This window comes from Streptomyces sp. CB03238 (genome assembly GCF_002099185.1).
Classification (GTDB): Bacteria; Actinomycetota; Actinomycetes; order Streptomycetales; family Streptomycetaceae; genus Streptomyces.
Window position 1 is genome coordinate 330,917 of sequence record NZ_NBCN01000006.1, and the last position, 15,210, is coordinate 346,126.

A 15,210-nucleotide genomic window follows, 5' to 3' on the forward strand; every position below is an offset into this window, starting at 1 on the left:
GTACCCGGCAAGAAAGGCCCCCACCCATGCGCACCGCACCGGCTCCCCGGGGAACGACGCCGTCCGTCGTCCTCGCCGCCGTGATCTGGACGGTGACGGTCCTCTCGCTCACCCCTCTGGCGATCACCATGCTGATCGTGGGCCTCTTTGCGCTGTCCGACGGGGAGTTCCCGCCGTTGCTGCTCGGGGCGGCGCTGGTGGCCGTCGTCGCCGGAGGCGCACTCACGCTGCTGTACTACGCCCCCTGCATGCGCCGCCTGTCCCTCCCCGCCCGCTTGGCCGTGCTGGGCGCCCTTGCCTTCCCGGTTTCGTCGGGCCTGTCGCTGTGGGCGCTGAGCGTCTGACCTCACACCCCGCCCAGCTCGGCCCACACCGTCTTGCGGGGCACCGGGCCGGGGGTCACGCCCCACCGATCGGCAAGGACCTCGACGAGCAGCAGGCCACGCCCGGATTCGGCGCCGGACGGCTTCCGTACGACAGGCATACGATCACCCCGCGTATCCGTCACCTCGATACGGAGGGTGCCCTCGGCCACGATGAGCGCCAGCCGGAAGTCCCGCCCGGGCACACGCCCATGGACGACGGCGTTGGCTGCCAGTTCGGCGACGACCTGCGCCGCCGCGTCGAACGGCAGCCCCCAGGAACGAAGTTGCTCGACCGCGAGCAACCGGGCCAGCCGGGCGCCCCGGCGGGTGGACGACAGCTGGACGCTGAAGTGGCGAGTGAGAGTCATTTCGTGATTCACGTCACTCAGAGTGGCGGGGCGTGCCTACCCTGAACAGTGATGAAGCCTGTACCGGCGGTGACTGTCCTGGCGCTGTCCAGCCCGGTCCAGGCGCGTACGCGGACAGGGGAAGCGGGGCGCGGAGGAATGAGCGACGAGGAACTGGGCCTGGAAGACGACGACTCCCGGGCCGTCATCACGGCGGTGGGCCGGCAACTGAAGCTGTGGCGCGAGGCGGCGGGCCTCAAACCGGCCGAGTTCGGCAACGCCATCGGCTACGGCGAGAACCTCGTCTACAAGGTCGAGGCCGGCAAGCGCATCCCAAGGCCCGAGTACCTGGAGCGGGCGGACGAGGTCCTGGACGCGGGCGGCAGGATCGCCGCGATGAAGAAGGACGTTGCGGAGGCGCGGTACCCGAAGAAGGTCCGGGACCTGGCGAAGTTGGAGGCGAACACGGTCGAGATGGGTGCGTACACGAACACCGTGGTGCACGGCCTGTTGCAGACCGAGGACTATGCACGCGCCCTGTACAGGCTGAGGCGACCGGCATACGGAGAGGAGGAGGTCGAACGGCAGGTGGGCGCACGGATGGCGCGGCAGGACATCATTCAGCTGAGCCCGGCGCCACTGCTGACATTCGTCCAGGAAGAGGCGACACTACGACGCCCCATCGGGGGCAGAATGGTTCTGCGACACCAGCTCGAACGCCTGTTGGAACTGGCCACGTTGAGGCACGTCGAGATCCAGGTTATGCCTACGGAGGCGGAGGAGCACGCGGGCCTGGCCGGTTCGCTGCGTGTGCTCAAGCTCAAGGACGGCACCGCAGTGGGACACGACGAGGTGCAGCTCACGAGCCGCCTGATCTCCGACCCGAGGGAAGTCCAGGTTCTTGAGATGCGCTATGGCATGATCCGGGCCCAGGCTCTCACCCCTCGGGAGTCTCTGGCCTTCATCGAGAAGATTCGGGGAGAAACATGAGCCTCATGCCCTCTGCCGGGACCACACCGGAGTGGCACAAGAGCAGTTACAGCACCAACGACGGCCCCGACTGCGTCGAAGTCGCCTGGACCAAGAGCAGCCACAGCACCAACGACGGACCCAACTGCGTCGAAGTCGCCGCCACCCCCGGCACCATCCGCGTTCGCGACTCCAAGAACCCCGCCGGTCCCCAGCTCGCCGTCACACCCGGCGCGTGGTCGGCGTTCCTCGGCGTAGTCTGAGTCGCAGCCCGGATAACAATTGTTTTGTTAAGGTATCGGCGTGGATACCGCACCCGCTCCAGGCGAGGGCCCCGTACGGCCCGTGTCCGTGTCATTGCACGAAGGCACGATCGCGGCGCTCAAGGAACGCACCGGCAAGCGCGGCATGTCCGCGTACGTCGAAGCGCTCATTCAGCGGCAGCTGGAGCGGGAACGCCTCCGCGAGCTGATCGAGGAGGCGGAAGCCGAGCACGGACCGGTCGGTCAGGGAGCCGTTGAGGTGAAGCGGGCAATCCTGCGCGGCAGCAAGGCCGATCCGGCCGACGCCGCATGAGCGGAACGCTCGTCCTGGATTGCGAAGGACTGTCCAAACTCGTACGACGCAACCCTGAGCTCACGGAATGGCTGGTCGCGGCCGACGCCGAGGACGTCCGTGTGATCACCAGCTCCGTCACGCTCGTCGAAGCACGCGACCCGAAGATCCACCAGGCCCAATTCGACCACGCCATCTCACGCGTGAACATCATCCCGCCCACAGAGCCCATCACGCGCCGGGCGAGCAAGCTTCTCGCATCGGCCGGGCTGCACGGCCACGAGTACGCACTGGACGCCATTGTGGCCGCCACCGCACTGGCCTCGCCCGGCCCGGTGACCGTTCTTACCTCCGACCCTGAGGATCTCGGGATGCTCTGTGGCATCGGCGTCACCGTGATCGGGGTTTGATGGTCCCCGGCGCAGCCGTCAGGACGGGGGCCGGACGTCGATCATGACGACCTCGAACTCCTCCACCGACCGGACGGTCGTCCGCGCCTTGCTCGCGGCTTCGCCGCGCAGCGCGGCGACGGGGCCCCGGGAGGCGGCCAGGCTGTCCCGGTCGGCGTAGATCGCGCCGACCGTGCCCCGGCCGGCGGCACGGTCGAGGAAGAGCGTTCCGCCCAGGAAGCCCCGCATGGTCTGGAGCTTGGGCAGGACGCCGTTCTCGAAGGTGTCGATCAGGGCGTCCGCGTCGGTGGGGGCGAACTCCAGCCGGGTCAGCCGGAAGCGGGCGCCCTCGCCGACCGACTCGGGGCGCGAGACGACCGCGGCCTCCCAGTTGTCGACCGTCATGGTCGCGGCGAACCCCGACAGCACCCGGGCGCGCAGCTCGCCCATGCGGTCGGCGCTCGCCCTGAGGGCCTCCTCGTCCTCCCACCACGTGCCGGTCAGCAGCTTGCCGACCTCGCGGTCCACGAACAGGCCCGCGCCCCGGTAGCCGGGCTCCTTGGCCAGTTGCTCGCGGCCTTCCCCGGTCAGGGCCTGCACGGCCTGGTCGAGCTTCGCCGGATCACCTGTCGCATAGGTCGTACGAACGAACATGGCAGCCTTTCGCGCCGGACTCGATGTCTCTGTCCATGCGACGGCCGGTACGGGCGGGCGGCAAGGCGGCCCACGCGTTCGGGTGACGCCACGGCGGCACCAGGCGGCGCCCGGCGGGCGACGGGAGCACGGCACGCGCTTTTCGTATGGTCATATTCATTCGCTGTCATGACGAATGCACCGTGCTGCCCGCATATTGCCGCTTCCTATGCCCGTATGGCGGGGATCGAACGGTTGTTGAGGTGGACACGACCACCTCTGGAGCGAAGGGAAGAGGCATGTTCCCGAACACACTCGACACGTTCGTCTCGTCGGTGCGGCACGGCAAGGAAATGATGATCATCCACCGGGTCACCGGCGGATACCTCACCCACAACGGTGACCTCCAGATCGAGACGGACCCGGTCGAGAACATCGACAACAAGCGCCACCTGTGGGTGGTCCAGCTGGACGGCTACTACAAGAACAACGCCGTCTACACCTTCCAGAACAAGCGGGAGGACAAGTACCTCTCCGTCAACCCGGACAACATCCGCGACGGCATGCGCTTCACCGACCGGGTGGACCCGAAGGACCCCGACGCGGCGAAGAAGGCCAACGCCCAGCGGTTCCTCGTACTGCCCGTGTGCTCCAACGGTGGCTACGCGCTGGTGCCGGTGCTGGGCACGGCGTACGCCCTCATGCCGATGGGCAACCGCGCCGAACCGGGCTGCGACCGGCCGCTGCCGCACTGGGGCGGGCAGTCCTCGGACAACTCCTCGCACGACTTCACCCGGGCGCCCAACCAGCCGGAGCGGGAGGACCCCACGGACCGGGACATCACGGGTTCCGTCGGGGCCCAGGCCCCCGGAGGGGGTTCGCACTGAGCTCGGCGATGGTCACCTCGCGTACAGCACCTCTATGTCCGCCGCGTAGTCCCGCGCTATGGCGGCCCGTTTGAGCTTCAGGGACGGGGTCAGGTGGCCGCTCTGCTCCGTGAAGTCGGTCGTCAGGACGCGGAAGCGGCGGATGGACTCGGCGCGGGAGACCAGGCGGTTGGCCTCGTCGACGGCTCGCTGGAGGGCGGTCAGGAGGTCCTCGTCCGTCACGAGGTCCCGCAGTGGCACGTCGTCCTTCTTCTTCATCCGGCGCCAGTGCGCCAGGCCGTCCGGTTCCAGGGTGATCAGGGCCGTGACGTACGGGCGGTTGTCGCCGACGACCATGCACTGGCCGACCAGGGGGTGGGCGCGGAGCCAGTCCTCCAGTGGGGCGGGGATGACGTTCTTGCCGCCCGAGGTGATGATGACGTCCTTCTTGCGGCCCGTGATGGTGAGGTAGCCGTCCTCGTCCAGCGCGCCCAGGTCGCCCGTGGCGAGCCACCCGTCAGTGACCGCCGGGACCGCCTCGCCGCGTTCCGCGTCCCAGTAGCCGGCGAAGACGTGGCCGCCCCGCAGCAGGACCTCGCCGTCCTCGGCGATCCGTACCGCCGTGCCCGGCAGCGGGCGGCCCACCGTGCCCAGCTTGGGCTTGAGCGGCGGGGTCACGGTGGACGCGGCGGTGGTCTCCGTCAGGCCGTACCCCTCGAACACGTCGATGCCCGCGCCCGCGTAGAACGACGCCAGGCGCCGCCCCAGCGGGGAGCCGCCGCAGATGGCGTACCGTACGCGGCCGCCGAGGGCCGCCCGGATGCGGCGGTAGACCAGCGGGTCGTACAGGGCGCGGGCGGCCCGCAGGCCGAGTGAGGGGCCGGTGCCGGTGCCGTGCTGGGCGGCCTCCATCGCCTCGCCGTACCGCCGTGCGATGGACGCCGCCCGGTCGAAGGAGGAGGCGCGGCCCATCTTCTCGGCGGTGGCGCGGCCGGTGTTGAAGACCTTTTCCAGGACGTACGGGATGGCCAGCAGGAACGTCGGCCGGAACCCGGCCAGGTCCGCGAGCAGGTCCTCGGTCTGGATGGACGGCGCGTGGCCGAGGCGTACCCGGGCGCGGAGGCAGCCGATGGCGACCATCCGGCCGAAGACGTGGGACAGGGGCAGGAAGAGCAGGGTGGAGGCCGGGTCCTTGCTGACGGACTTGAAGACCGGGTGGAGGAGTTCGACCGCGTTGTCGACCTCGGCGAAGAAGTTGGCGTGCGTGAGGACGCAGCCCTTGGGGCGGCCGGTGGTGCCGGAGGTGTAGATGAGGGTGGCGATCGAGTCGGGGGACAGATTGGAGCGGCGGGCGGTGATGACCTCGTCCGGTATGCGGCGGCCCGCCTCCCGTAGCGTGGCGATCGCGCCCGTGTCGAAGGCCCACAGGTGCTCCAGGCCCGGTATCTGCTTGCGTTCGTTGCTGATGAGCCGGGCCTGGTCCGTGTTCTCGACGGCGCACGCCGCCGCGCCGGAGTCCTGGAGGATCCAGCGGGCCTGGAAGGCGGAGGACGTCGGGTAGACGGGGACGGTGATCAGGCCGGCGGCCCACGCGGCGAAGTCGAGGAGCGTCCACTCGTACGTCGTACGGGCCATGATGGCCAGCCGGTCGCCGGGGCGGAGACCCTCGGCGACGAGCCCCTTGGCCACGGCGAGGACGTCGGCGGCGAAGTCGGCGGCCGTCACGTCGGACCAGGTGCCGTCGTCGGCCTTGCGGCTGAGGACCGGGTCCGTGGGCGCCTCACGGGCGTTGTCGAAGGGGATGTCGGCGAGGGAACCGCTCGTCACGGGCGGGACGAGGGGCGGTACGGAGACTTCGTGCGGTGGCTGGGTCGGGGCGAGTGTCACGTGCGGCTCCTTCGTCGGGCGCGAGTTCTCGACCAGGTCCTGACCTCTGAGTAACCTTACTCTGGAGTAAATCTAGGGCCGAGCAGGGAGTCAGGACAATGGCCGACCGCTATCTGCACGTCACCGCCACAGCACCCGGCCGTTTCCTCGCCCGGCGCCTCGGCCTCCCGCAACCGGTCACCCTGCGCCGCCGGTCGCCCGAAAACCCCGGCCTGGACGGGCCGTTGCTGCACCTCGCCGCCGGGGCGTCCGTCCACACGGGCACCCTGGCCGGGGTGCTGGCCCGTATCGGCGCCCAGGGCCCCGGTGGCCCGGCCGCCGTCGTGCTGGACGCCACCGCCGTCGCCTCCCCCGCCGCGCTCGCCGAGGTCCACGGGGCGCTGCACCCGGTCGTACGGTCGGTCAGGACGAGCGGGCGGATCGTGGTGCTGGGCGCGCCGCTGTCGGAGGCGGACCATCACCAGGCGGCGGCGCAGCAGGCGTTGGAGGGGTTCGTACGCTCACTGGCCAAGGAGGTCGGCCGTGGCATCACGGTCAACCTGGTGCGGCTGACGGCCGTTCCGCCCGCCGAGTCGACCCTGCGGTTCCTGCTGTCGCCCGCGTCGGCGTACGTGGACGGCCAGGTGGTCGACGTCGCCGACGTACCGTGTGACGCCCCGGACGACTGGGCGCGGCCCCTCGCCGGCCGTACCGCCCTCGTCACCGGCGCCGCGCGCGGCATCGGCGCGGCCGTCGCGGCGACGCTGGCCCGCGACGGGGCGCGGGTGGTGTGCCTGGACGTACCGGGGGCGGAGGCCGACCTCGTCCGTACCGCCGACCGGATCGGCGGCGCCACCGCCCTCCCCCTCGACATCACCGCCCCCGACGCGGCGGACCGCATCGCGGCGGCCGCACCGGACGGGCTGGACGCCCTGATCCACAACGCGGGCATCACGCGGGACCGGCGCCTGGCGAACATGCCCGCCGAGCGCTGGAGTTCCGTCGTCGCCGTCAACCTCACGGCCGTCCTGGACACGACCGACGCCCTGCTCAAGGCGGGTGCCGTACGCCGGGGCGGGGCGATCGTCGCGACGGCGTCCATCGCGGGGATCGCGGGCAACACCGGCCAGACCAACTACGCGGCGAGCAAGGCCGGGATCATCGGCCTGGTCCGCTCCCTGGCGCCCCGCGCGGCGGCGGACCACGGCGTCACGGTCAACGCGGTGGCGCCCGGTTTCATCGAGACCCGTATGACGGCCGCGGTGCCGTTCCTGATCCGCGAGGCGGGCCGCCGGATGAACTCCCTGTCGCAGGGCGGCCTCCCGGTGGACGTCGCCGAGACCACGGCCTGGCTGGCCAACCCCGCGTCCAGGCCGGTCAACGGCCAGGTGGTCCGGGTGTGCGGCCAGTCGCTGCTGGGCGCGTGAGGGCCATGAACCTTCCCCTCACCCTCGCTCTCGGCGCCCTCCGCTCACCGTTCAAGCGGCCCGGCCCCGGCGCGGTCGCGCCCGGCCGGCGGCTCGTCGAAGCGGACGTACGGATCGACCCGACGCGCCTCGGGGCGTACGCGCGCGTGTGCGGGTTCGCCGAGTCGGGCCCGGTTCCGCTGCCGTACCCGCATGTCCTGGGGTTTCCTCTCGCCATGCGGCTGCTGGCCGCGCGGGACTTCCCGCTGCCGCTCCTGGGGCTGGTCCACACCTGGATCGAGGTCACCCGGCACCGCGCCCTGCTCCCCGCCGAGCGCCTGGACCTCACCGTGCACGTCGCCGCGCTGGCCCCGCACCGGCGCGGAACGGAGGCGACCGTCGTCACGGAGGCGCGGGTGGCGGGCGAGCCGGTCTGGGAGTCCCGCAGCGGCTACCTGGCCCGGCACCGGACGGCCGACACGAGCCGAAAGGAGGCCGCCCCGCCGCGCCCCCTCCCCGCCCGCGCCGAATGGCGCCTCGCCCCCGGCCTGGGCCGCCGGTACGGCGCCGTGTCCGGCGACCGCAACCCGATCCACCTGCACCCGCTCACCGCCCGCGCCTTCGGCTTCCCCCGGGCCATCGCCCACGGCATGTGGACGTTCGCCCGCTGCCTGGCCGAACAGGACCTGCCGCCCACGGTTCACGTCCGTACGGAGTTCAGGGCGCCCGTGCCGCTGCCCACCACCGTCACGTACGCCGCCGAAGGTGCGGCGTTCCAGCTGCGCACCGGCCGGGCGGTCCACCTCACCGGGAGGGTGACCAGCGCTGCCCGTCCATGAGGTGGCCCAGGCCCGTCCAGGCGAAGTTCATCAGGGTCGCGGCCGCCTCCTTGGCGGACACCCCGGGCGTCTCGTTCGCCCACTGCGCCAGTGACTCGGCCGCGCCGACCAGCGCCTGGGCGAGCCCGGACACGTCCCGGTCGCCGAAGGCGGGGTCCTGGTGCGCGTCCCGGGCCGCCTCACCTATCAGGCCGGTGACGAACGCGGCGATCTCGTCCCGCATGGCGGCGGCTTCCGCGGCGAACGGCTCGCCGTGCGTGCGCGCCTGCTGGTGGAGCACCGCCCAGCCGTCGGGGTTCTCGGCGGTGTGCGTGAAGAACGCGGTCAGCCCCGCCCACAGTTGCCGGTCGGCCGGCATGCCGGGACCGGAAGCGTCCCGCTGCACCGCGTCACGTACGGCGGCGATGAGGGCGGCGGCCTCGCGCCGGATGCAGGCGGTGAAGAGCTCCTCCTTGGAGTTCAGGTACAGGTAGACCAACGGCTTGGACACGCCCGCCAGTTCGGCGATCTCGTCCATCGACGCCGCCCGGTACCCGCGCTGCCCGAACGTGCGCACGGCCGCGTCCAGCATCTGCTGCTCGCGCACGGCCCGCGGCATGCGCTTGGCCTTCGCACCCGTCACGACACCCGCCCTCCTACTCCTCGGTGATCGGTAAGCCTACGGCCCGCCGTAAGGGCGCGTGCCGCGCACCGAGCGGGGGGACACATGCGCCGTTCACTACCGAAAGTATTCATGTCACTCCAGTAGGTGATATTCCGGAATGCCGGCGGCCTGCTTCGCTACAGGCGTCGCTCTTTGTCAGAAGCTCCCGAACGGAGTACTGAATGAGGCTGTCCGCCCGCCGCGCGTGCGTCGCGCTGCTGCTGCTGCTCCCCCTCACCGCCGCCCCGACCACCGCCACCGCGGCCGACGACGATCCCGCCCCGCTGCGCACCACCGCGGCGCCCGTCCCGGACCAGTACATCGTCACCCTGAAGCCCGGCACCGCCTCGGCGAAGGTCGCCCAGCGGCTCGGCATCACCCCGCTCCACGAGTACACGAGCGTGCTGCGCGGCTTCGCGGCCAAGCTGGACGCCTCCCAGTTGACGGCCGTACGCGGCCTCCCGGACGTCCAGGCCGTCGAGCAGGACGCGGTCGTCACCGTCGGCCCCGTGGCCGCTCCCCGCGCGGTCGCCGCCAGTTGGGGCCTGGACCGCATCGACCAGCCGTACCTCCCGCTGAACGGGCAGTTCAACGTCTACAGCACCGGCGCGGGAGCCACGGCGTACGTTCTCGACACCGGCATCGACTACGGGCACACCGAGTTCGGCGGCCGCGCGGTGCCCGGCTACGACGCGATGGGCGACGGCAGGAACGGTCAGGACTGCAACGGTCACGGCACGCACGTCGCGGGCACCGTCGGCGGGGCCACCTATGGTGTCGCCCGGGCGGCGAGGCTGGTGAGCGTCCGCGTCCTCGGCTGTGACGGCAAGGGCGCGTACTCCGGGATGATCGCCGGACTCGACTGGGTGGCGAAGAACGCCCAGCAGCCCGCGGTCCTCAACGGCTCCCTCGGCGGCCCGCGGAGCGACGCCGTCAACCAGGCCGCCACCGCGCTGTCGGACAGCGGCGTCCTGCCGGTGATCGCCGCCGGCAACGACGCGATCGACGCGTGCAACGTCTCCCCCGCGAGCGCGCAGCGGGTCCTCACCGTCGGGGCGACCAACCAGCAGGACCTGCAGACCAACTTCTCCAACTACGGCCCCTGCCTGGACATGTACGCCCCCGGCGCCGCCATCGTCTCGGCCAGACTCGGCGGCGGCAGCGTCGCCCTGAACGGCACCTCCATGGCCAGCCCCCACGTGGCGGGCGTGGCCACCCTCCTCAAGTCCCGCTACCCCTCTGCGACCCCCGCGCAGGTCTACGCCTGGCTCACCGACCGGTCGGTCAAGTACATCCTCGCCGTGAGCCCGTCCTCCCCCAACCGCCTCGTCCAGACCGCCGGCCTCTGACACCGGCGAAGCGCCCTCACCGGCCCGTCGGCCGGTGGGGGCGTGTCCGGCGAGTCGACAGTTTGATCGATGGCCCGCCGCCCGCTTTGATGTCGGCAGTCGACGGAGGGTTGTCGCGGGCATGAGTGCGAAGCGGTCGCTGGGGCGGCGGTTCCGGTGGTTATGGGCGGCGTACGCGGTCAGTACGTTCGGTACGTGGCTCGCCTTCGACGCGTTCCCCCTGATCGCGATCCTCGTCCTGCACGCCGGCCCGGCGGAGGTGTCGGCACTGGCCGCCGCGGGGGCGGCGGTGGGTGCGGCGGTGGCGGTGCCGCTCGGGCCATGGGTGGAGTTCCGCCGCAAGCGGTCCGTGATGGTCGCGATGGACCTGATCCGGTTCGCGGCGCTGATGAGTGTCCCCGCCGCGTTCGCGCTCGGCCGGCTGACCTTCGTCCAGCTCCTGGTCGTGTCGGTGGTCGTCGCCGCGGCCGGGATCACCTTCAGCGCGGCCGCCGGCGCCTGCCTGAAGGCCCTCGTACCGCCCGAGGACCTCCTCGTCGCGAACGGGCGGTTCGAGTCCACGACCTGGACGGCCACCGTGCTCGGACCTCCGCTCGGTACGGCCGCGATCGGGCTGTTCGGCCCGGTGATGACGGTGGTGGCCGACGCGGTCAGCTACGCGCTCTCGGCGCTGGGCATCCGCGCCATCGGCGGCAAGGAGCCGCGCCCCGTACGCACCGGTGCACCCCCACGCCTCCGGGCCGGCGACCTGCTCGACGGGTGGCGGTACATCCTCGCCGACCCGGCGCTGCGCCGGCTGTTCTTCAACACGGTCCTGGTGAGCGGCCTGATCATGGCGACCTCTCCGCTGCTCGCCGTCCTCATGCTCGCCGGCCTCGGGTTCCCGCCCTGGCAGTACGGCCTCGCCTTCGCGGTGCCCTGCGTCGGCGGCCTGATCGGGGCACGGCTGGCTCCCGGGCTCGTCGCGCGGGCCGGCCGGCACAGGGTCCTGGTCACCGCCGGGGCGCTGCGGGCGTGCTGGTCGCTGGGGTTGGCCTTCGTCGGCCCCGGCACCGCCGGGCTGGTGCTGGTCATGGCCGTCGAGTTGGGGCTGATCACCTGCATGGGCGTGTTCAACCCGGTGTTCGCCACCTACCGGCTCGATCACACCCCGACGGACCGGGTCGTGCGCACCCTGTCCGCGTGGTCGGTCACCAGCAAGGCCACCACCGCGGCCATGACCGGGCTGTGGGGCCTGCTGGCCGCCCTCACCGGCCCCCGCACCGCGATCGCGGTCGCCGGCGTCCTCCTCCTGGCGACCCCGCTCCTGCTGCCCCGACGGCACGACCACCCGTCGCAGCGGGAATCGTTCAGTGCGACGGCTCGCCCACTGTCGGGGCGGCAGCGCCGGTAGGGACCTTCTCGGCCCCGTTCCGCCGCATCCCGTCAAGCAGCCGGGCTGAGGCCCTCCCGTGCGCAACGGCAGTGCCCCCGGTCCTCGGACCAGGGGCACTGCCGGGTGACGTGGCGTCAGGCGGTGACCGGGACGGTCACCTTCTGCTCGGCCTCACGCACGTCGTGGTCGTCGTCCACCGGGGACGCCGAGGCGGAGTTGTACGCGTCGAGGTCGAGGATCTTCTCGCGGGCGGCGACCACGACCGGGACGAGCGCCTGGCCGGCGACGTTCGTGGCCGTGCGCATCATGTCCAGGATCGGGTCGATCGCCATCAGCAGGCCCACGCCCTCCAGCGGGAGGCCCAGGGCGGAGAGGGTCAGGGTCAGCATGACCGTGGCACCCGTCAGACCGGCCGTGGCGGCGGAGCCGACGACCGAGACGAAGGCGATCATCAGGTAGTCCTGGATGCCCAGCTGGACGTCGAAGATCTGCGCGATGAAGATCGCGGCGAGCGCCGGGTAGATCGCGGCGCAGCCGTCCATCTTGGTCGTGGCGCCGAACGGGACGGCGAAGGAGGTGTACTCCTTCGGCACGCCGAGGCGCTCGGTGACCTTGACCGTGACCGGCATGGTGCCGACGGAGGAGCGGGAGACGAAGGCCAGCTGGATGGCGGGCCAGGCGCCCTTGAAGAACTGGACCGGGTTGACCTTGGCGACGGTCGCCAGGAGCAGCGGGTAGACGCCGAACAGGACCAGCGCGCAGCCGATGTAGACGTCGGCGGTGAAGGTGGCGTACTTGCCGATGAGGTCCCAGCCGTAGTCGGCGATGGCGTAGCCGATGAGGCCGACGGTGCCGATCGGGGCGAGGCGGATGACCCACCACAGGGCCTTCTGGAGCAGCTCCAGGACCGCCTCGCTGAGGGTGAGGATCGGCTGGGCCTTGTCCCCGAGCTTCAGGGCGGCGATACCGGCGACGGCGGCCATGAAGACGATCTGCAGGACGTTCAGCTCGGTGAACGGCGTGATGACGTCCGTCGGGATGATCCCGGTGAGGAAGTCGAGCCAGGAGCCGGCGTTCTCGGGCTTCTGGCCGTCCTTCGGGGTGAGGCCGGTGCCGGCGCCCGGGTCGGTGAGCAGGCCGATCGCCAGGCCGATGGCCACGGCGATCAGCGACGTGATCATGAACCAGAGCAGGGTGCGGGCGGCCAGCCGGGCGGCGTTGTTGACCTTCCGCAGGTTGGTGATGGACACCAGGATCGCGAAGAAGACGAGCGGCGCGACGGCCAGCTTCAGCAGCTGGACGAAGATGTGCCCGACCTGGTCGAGGGTGGTGTGCAGCCACTGCACGTCATAGCTGCGGGTGATCCAGCCGAGGACGACACCGAGGACGAGACCGGCGACGATCTGGGCCCAGAAGGGCACCTTGGGTATGCGGCGGCGGGTGGGCTGGGTATCGGGGTTCGCGGTGCTCGCGGACGCGGACACGGACACACTCCAGTGGTACGTATCGGGGAATACGGGGACGAGGGTGCGGCGCACGCGCCTTCCGGCGGCGCCGCTGCATGATGCCGGGTCAGACTTCGCGGCAACAGACCGCGGACATACAGCGGCAGAGGTCGACGTGCAGGCGCGCGTGCAGGCGCGCCACGAGCGGGGTGCTCATGGCGTCGGTTCGGGGGCGCACTGCTGTCTTCACGCCGAACACGTTAACACTTGAACTTTGAGAACCTCAAAGCTCTTCTTTGGGGTGCGGGGAGTCACCCGGAACGCCAACACCCCCGTGCGAAGCGCGGCTTCGGCACGGGGGTGCGCGATATGGGTGGGAGGCGTGAGCTACCTCACTGGGCGACGCTGTCCTCGCGGGTCCGGTTGGCCTCCAGGCGGGCCTTCGCGCTGTCGACCTTCTCGACGATCTGCGCGGACATCGCGTCACGCTGCTTGCGCAGCAGGACGAAGCTGAGGGGCGCCGAGATCACGATCGACAGGAGCAGCACCCACAGGAGGTTGGAGTCCCCGAGGCCGCGCGGCAGCACACCCACGTACACCAGACCCCACAGGGCGAGGAAGCAGCCGGCGAAGATGCCGAGACGCATCAGGGTGTACCGGATCGTGGCGCTCGTGCGGGCAGCAGCGGACACGGCGTGGCCTTCTTCCTTCGTGTTCCTTGGTACGGCGTTCCTGCCTGACTAGTGAAGCACGTGGCGAATTGATCAGTTCAGGGGGAGCAGCATGATGATGTCGTCGCGGTCGTCGCCGTCCGCGACGCGGATCGCGTCCGGGATGCGCCCGACCTCCTTGTAGCCGCACGAGGCGTAGAACCGGTCGACGCCGGTGCCGCCGCGGCAGGTGAGCCGGATCGCCTCGATGCCGCCGAGGCCGCGTACCGCCGCCTCCGTGGCGGCCATGAGGTCGCGCCCGTACCCCTTGCCCTGGTGGCGGGGGTGGACCATCACGGTGTAGAGCCACACCCAGTGCTTCATCAGGCGGTGCGTGTTGTACGTGAGGAACGCCGTGGCGGCGACGGCACCGTCCTCGTCGCGGCCGACGAGGAGGCGGGTGCGGCCCTCGGTGATGGCGGTGAGGTGCTTGACCCACTCCGGGCGTATGTCGTCGGGGGTGACGGGCGGAACGAAGCCGACGGAACCACCCGCGTTGGAGACGTCCGTCCACAGGGTGAGGACGCCGTCACGGAGGGCGGGGTCGATCCGCGGGTCCAGTTCGAAGTTCAACGGCATGCGTTCGACGATAAACGGCTCAGCGCAGGGCCCGGGCGACTATCCGCAGGTCGGACACCAGCCCCTCGTACACCGCGTCGCGGTCGTCGGCGCGCAGTACGGCGGAGGGGTGGATGGTCGCGAGCAGGCACTCGCCGAGCTCCTCGTGGCCGGGGAACGGCAGGAGCATGCCGCGCTGCTTGGTGACCCGGAAGGAGGAGCCGAGCAGCGCCTTCCCGGCGGTCGCGCCGAGGGCGACGATCAGCTCGGGGTCGACGAGCCGCAGCTCGGCCTCCAGCCACGGTCGGCAGGCGGTCATCTCGCGGAGGCTGGGCGCCTTGTGGATACGGCGCTTGCCGCGTTCGGGGACGACCTCGAACTTGAAGTGCTTGACGGCGTTGGTGACGTACGTGTCACCCGGCTCGATCCCCGCCTCGTCCAGCGCCCGGGTGAGTACCTTGCCCGCCGGCCCGACGAACGGCGCACCCTGCCGGTCCTCCTGGTCGCCCGGCTGCTCACCCACCAGCAGCACGCGCCCGTGGACGTTCCCGGCGCCGAACACGGTCTGGGTCGCGTCCCGGTGCAGCGGACACCCCCGGCACCCCGCGGCCGCCTCGCGCAGCGCCTCGATCCCGGCGCCCTCCGGCACGAAGGGCTCGGCGGTGTACGCGTCCTCGGGGGCGGTCCTGGTACGGCCGGCCATGCGCCCCGGGTACCCCCGGGGCGGCAGGCCAGACCTGTACGGACAGGGGTCACACCCGGGTGCCCACGAAAACCCATCCACACACAGCAACCACCCAGGCTCCGCCTCAGGTGCCCACGACGGGCGGTCACACCCGAGTGCCCACGAAAACCCATCCACACACAGCAACCACCGAGGCTCCGCCTCGGGTGC

18 protein-coding genes are annotated in these 15,210 nt (G+C 71.1%); 10 read left to right on the forward strand and 8 right to left on the reverse strand.

Annotated elements, in window-relative coordinates; translation table 11 throughout:
- Positions 1–26: 26 nt before the first annotated feature.
- Positions 27–344, forward strand: a complete 318-nt coding sequence (locus BKD26_RS12905) for a hypothetical protein (RefSeq protein WP_084897958.1) — start codon at positions 27–29, stop codon at positions 342–344.
- A 2-nt stretch (positions 345–346) separates the two neighbouring features.
- Here BKD26_RS12905 and BKD26_RS12910 read toward each other — a convergent pair whose 3' ends face one another.
- A complete protein-coding gene (locus tag BKD26_RS12910; RefSeq protein ID WP_084897959.1) occupies positions 347–733 on the reverse strand; it encodes an ATP-binding protein in 387 nt (128 codons plus the stop codon).
- Between the two features lie 138 nt (positions 734–871).
- Between BKD26_RS12910 and BKD26_RS12915 the strand changes: the two genes are divergently transcribed.
- The 4 genes from BKD26_RS12915 to BKD26_RS12930 are packed head-to-tail and all read left to right on the forward strand — an operon-like array spanning position 872 to position 2,646.
- Complete coding sequence (locus BKD26_RS12915) at positions 872–1,702, forward strand: helix-turn-helix transcriptional regulator (RefSeq protein ID WP_084897960.1); 831 nt, start codon at positions 872–874, stop codon at positions 1,700–1,702.
- A complete protein-coding gene (locus BKD26_RS12920) occupies positions 1,699–1,944 on the forward strand; it encodes a DUF397 domain-containing protein (RefSeq protein WP_084897961.1) in 246 nt (81 codons plus the stop codon). The genes BKD26_RS12915 and BKD26_RS12920 overlap by 4 nt, the downstream gene beginning before the upstream one ends.
- Positions 1,945–1,984: 40 nt before the next feature.
- Positions 1,985–2,257, forward strand: a complete 273-nt coding sequence (locus BKD26_RS12925; RefSeq protein WP_084897962.1) for a hypothetical protein — start codon at positions 1,985–1,987, stop codon at positions 2,255–2,257.
- Positions 2,254–2,646, forward strand: a complete 393-nt coding sequence (locus tag BKD26_RS12930) for a DNA-binding protein (RefSeq protein ID WP_084897963.1) — start codon at positions 2,254–2,256, stop codon at positions 2,644–2,646. Before BKD26_RS12925 ends, BKD26_RS12930 begins: the two co-directional genes overlap by 4 nt.
- Positions 2,647–2,664: 18 nt before the next feature.
- Here the strand turns inward: BKD26_RS12930 and BKD26_RS12935 are convergent, their stop codons facing one another.
- The gene (locus BKD26_RS12935) at positions 2,665–3,279 is read right to left on the reverse strand and encodes an antibiotic biosynthesis monooxygenase (RefSeq protein WP_084897964.1); all 615 of its coding nucleotides are present in this window, start codon (positions 3,277–3,279) and stop codon (positions 2,665–2,667) included.
- Positions 3,280–3,557: 278 nt separating this feature from the next.
- Between BKD26_RS12935 and BKD26_RS12940 the strand changes: the two genes are divergently transcribed.
- Positions 3,558–4,145 (forward strand): hypothetical protein, encoded by a 588-nt coding sequence (locus BKD26_RS12940; RefSeq protein WP_084897965.1) that lies wholly within the window; start codon positions 3,558–3,560, stop codon positions 4,143–4,145.
- Positions 4,146–4,157: 12 nt separating this feature from the next.
- Here BKD26_RS12940 and BKD26_RS12945 read toward each other — a convergent pair whose 3' ends face one another.
- A complete protein-coding gene (locus BKD26_RS12945; protein WP_241518618.1) occupies positions 4,158–6,011 on the reverse strand; it encodes an AMP-dependent synthetase/ligase in 1,854 nt (617 codons plus the stop codon).
- A gap of 98 nt (positions 6,012–6,109) precedes the next feature.
- Between BKD26_RS12945 and BKD26_RS12950 the strand changes: the two genes are divergently transcribed.
- Both BKD26_RS12950 and BKD26_RS12955 read left to right on the forward strand, forming a co-directional pair.
- Complete coding sequence (locus BKD26_RS12950) at positions 6,110–7,417, forward strand: 3-oxoacyl-ACP reductase (RefSeq protein ID WP_084897967.1); 1,308 nt, start codon at positions 6,110–6,112, stop codon at positions 7,415–7,417.
- A 5-nt stretch (positions 7,418–7,422) separates the two neighbouring features.
- Positions 7,423–8,235, forward strand: a complete 813-nt coding sequence (locus tag BKD26_RS12955) for a MaoC/PaaZ C-terminal domain-containing protein (protein WP_084897968.1) — start codon at positions 7,423–7,425, stop codon at positions 8,233–8,235.
- Here the strand turns inward: BKD26_RS12955 and BKD26_RS12960 are convergent.
- Positions 8,201–8,857, reverse strand: coding sequence for a TetR/AcrR family transcriptional regulator (locus BKD26_RS12960; RefSeq protein ID WP_241518619.1), 657 nt, complete (start codon positions 8,855–8,857; stop codon positions 8,201–8,203). The two genes, BKD26_RS12955 and BKD26_RS12960, sit on opposite strands and share 35 nt — an antisense overlap.
- 203 nt (positions 8,858–9,060) lie before the next feature.
- Here BKD26_RS12960 and BKD26_RS12965 point away from each other — a divergent pair, with 203 nt between their 5' ends.
- On the forward strand, positions 9,061–10,227 hold the full coding sequence (locus BKD26_RS12965) for a S8 family peptidase (protein WP_084897969.1): 1,167 nt from the start codon (positions 9,061–9,063) through the stop codon (positions 10,225–10,227).
- Between the two features lie 121 nt (positions 10,228–10,348).
- A complete protein-coding gene (locus BKD26_RS12970) occupies positions 10,349–11,620 on the forward strand; it encodes an MFS transporter (protein ID WP_084897970.1) in 1,272 nt (423 codons plus the stop codon).
- Positions 11,621–11,736: 116 nt separating this feature from the next.
- Here the strand turns inward: BKD26_RS12970 and BKD26_RS12975 are convergent, their stop codons facing one another.
- The 4 genes from BKD26_RS12975 to BKD26_RS12990 form a co-directional block, all read right to left on the reverse strand.
- Complete coding sequence (locus tag BKD26_RS12975) at positions 11,737–13,086, reverse strand: dicarboxylate/amino acid:cation symporter (protein ID WP_084897971.1); 1,350 nt, start codon at positions 13,084–13,086, stop codon at positions 11,737–11,739.
- A gap of 353 nt (positions 13,087–13,439) precedes the next feature.
- Positions 13,440–13,739 carry a DUF4229 domain-containing protein gene (locus BKD26_RS12980; protein ID WP_274536110.1) on the reverse strand — a complete coding sequence of 100 codons (300 nt, stop codon included), beginning with the start codon at positions 13,737–13,739 and terminating at the stop codon, positions 13,440–13,442.
- Positions 13,740–13,811: 72 nt separating this feature from the next.
- Positions 13,812–14,336 carry a GNAT family N-acetyltransferase gene (locus tag BKD26_RS12985; protein WP_084897972.1) on the reverse strand — a complete coding sequence of 175 codons (525 nt, stop codon included), beginning with the start codon at positions 14,334–14,336 and terminating at the stop codon, positions 13,812–13,814.
- 19 nt (positions 14,337–14,355) lie between these two features.
- Positions 14,356–15,018, reverse strand: a complete 663-nt coding sequence (locus tag BKD26_RS12990) for a UdgX family uracil-DNA binding protein (protein ID WP_084897973.1) — start codon at positions 15,016–15,018, stop codon at positions 14,356–14,358.
- Positions 15,019–15,210 lie beyond the last annotated feature (192 nt).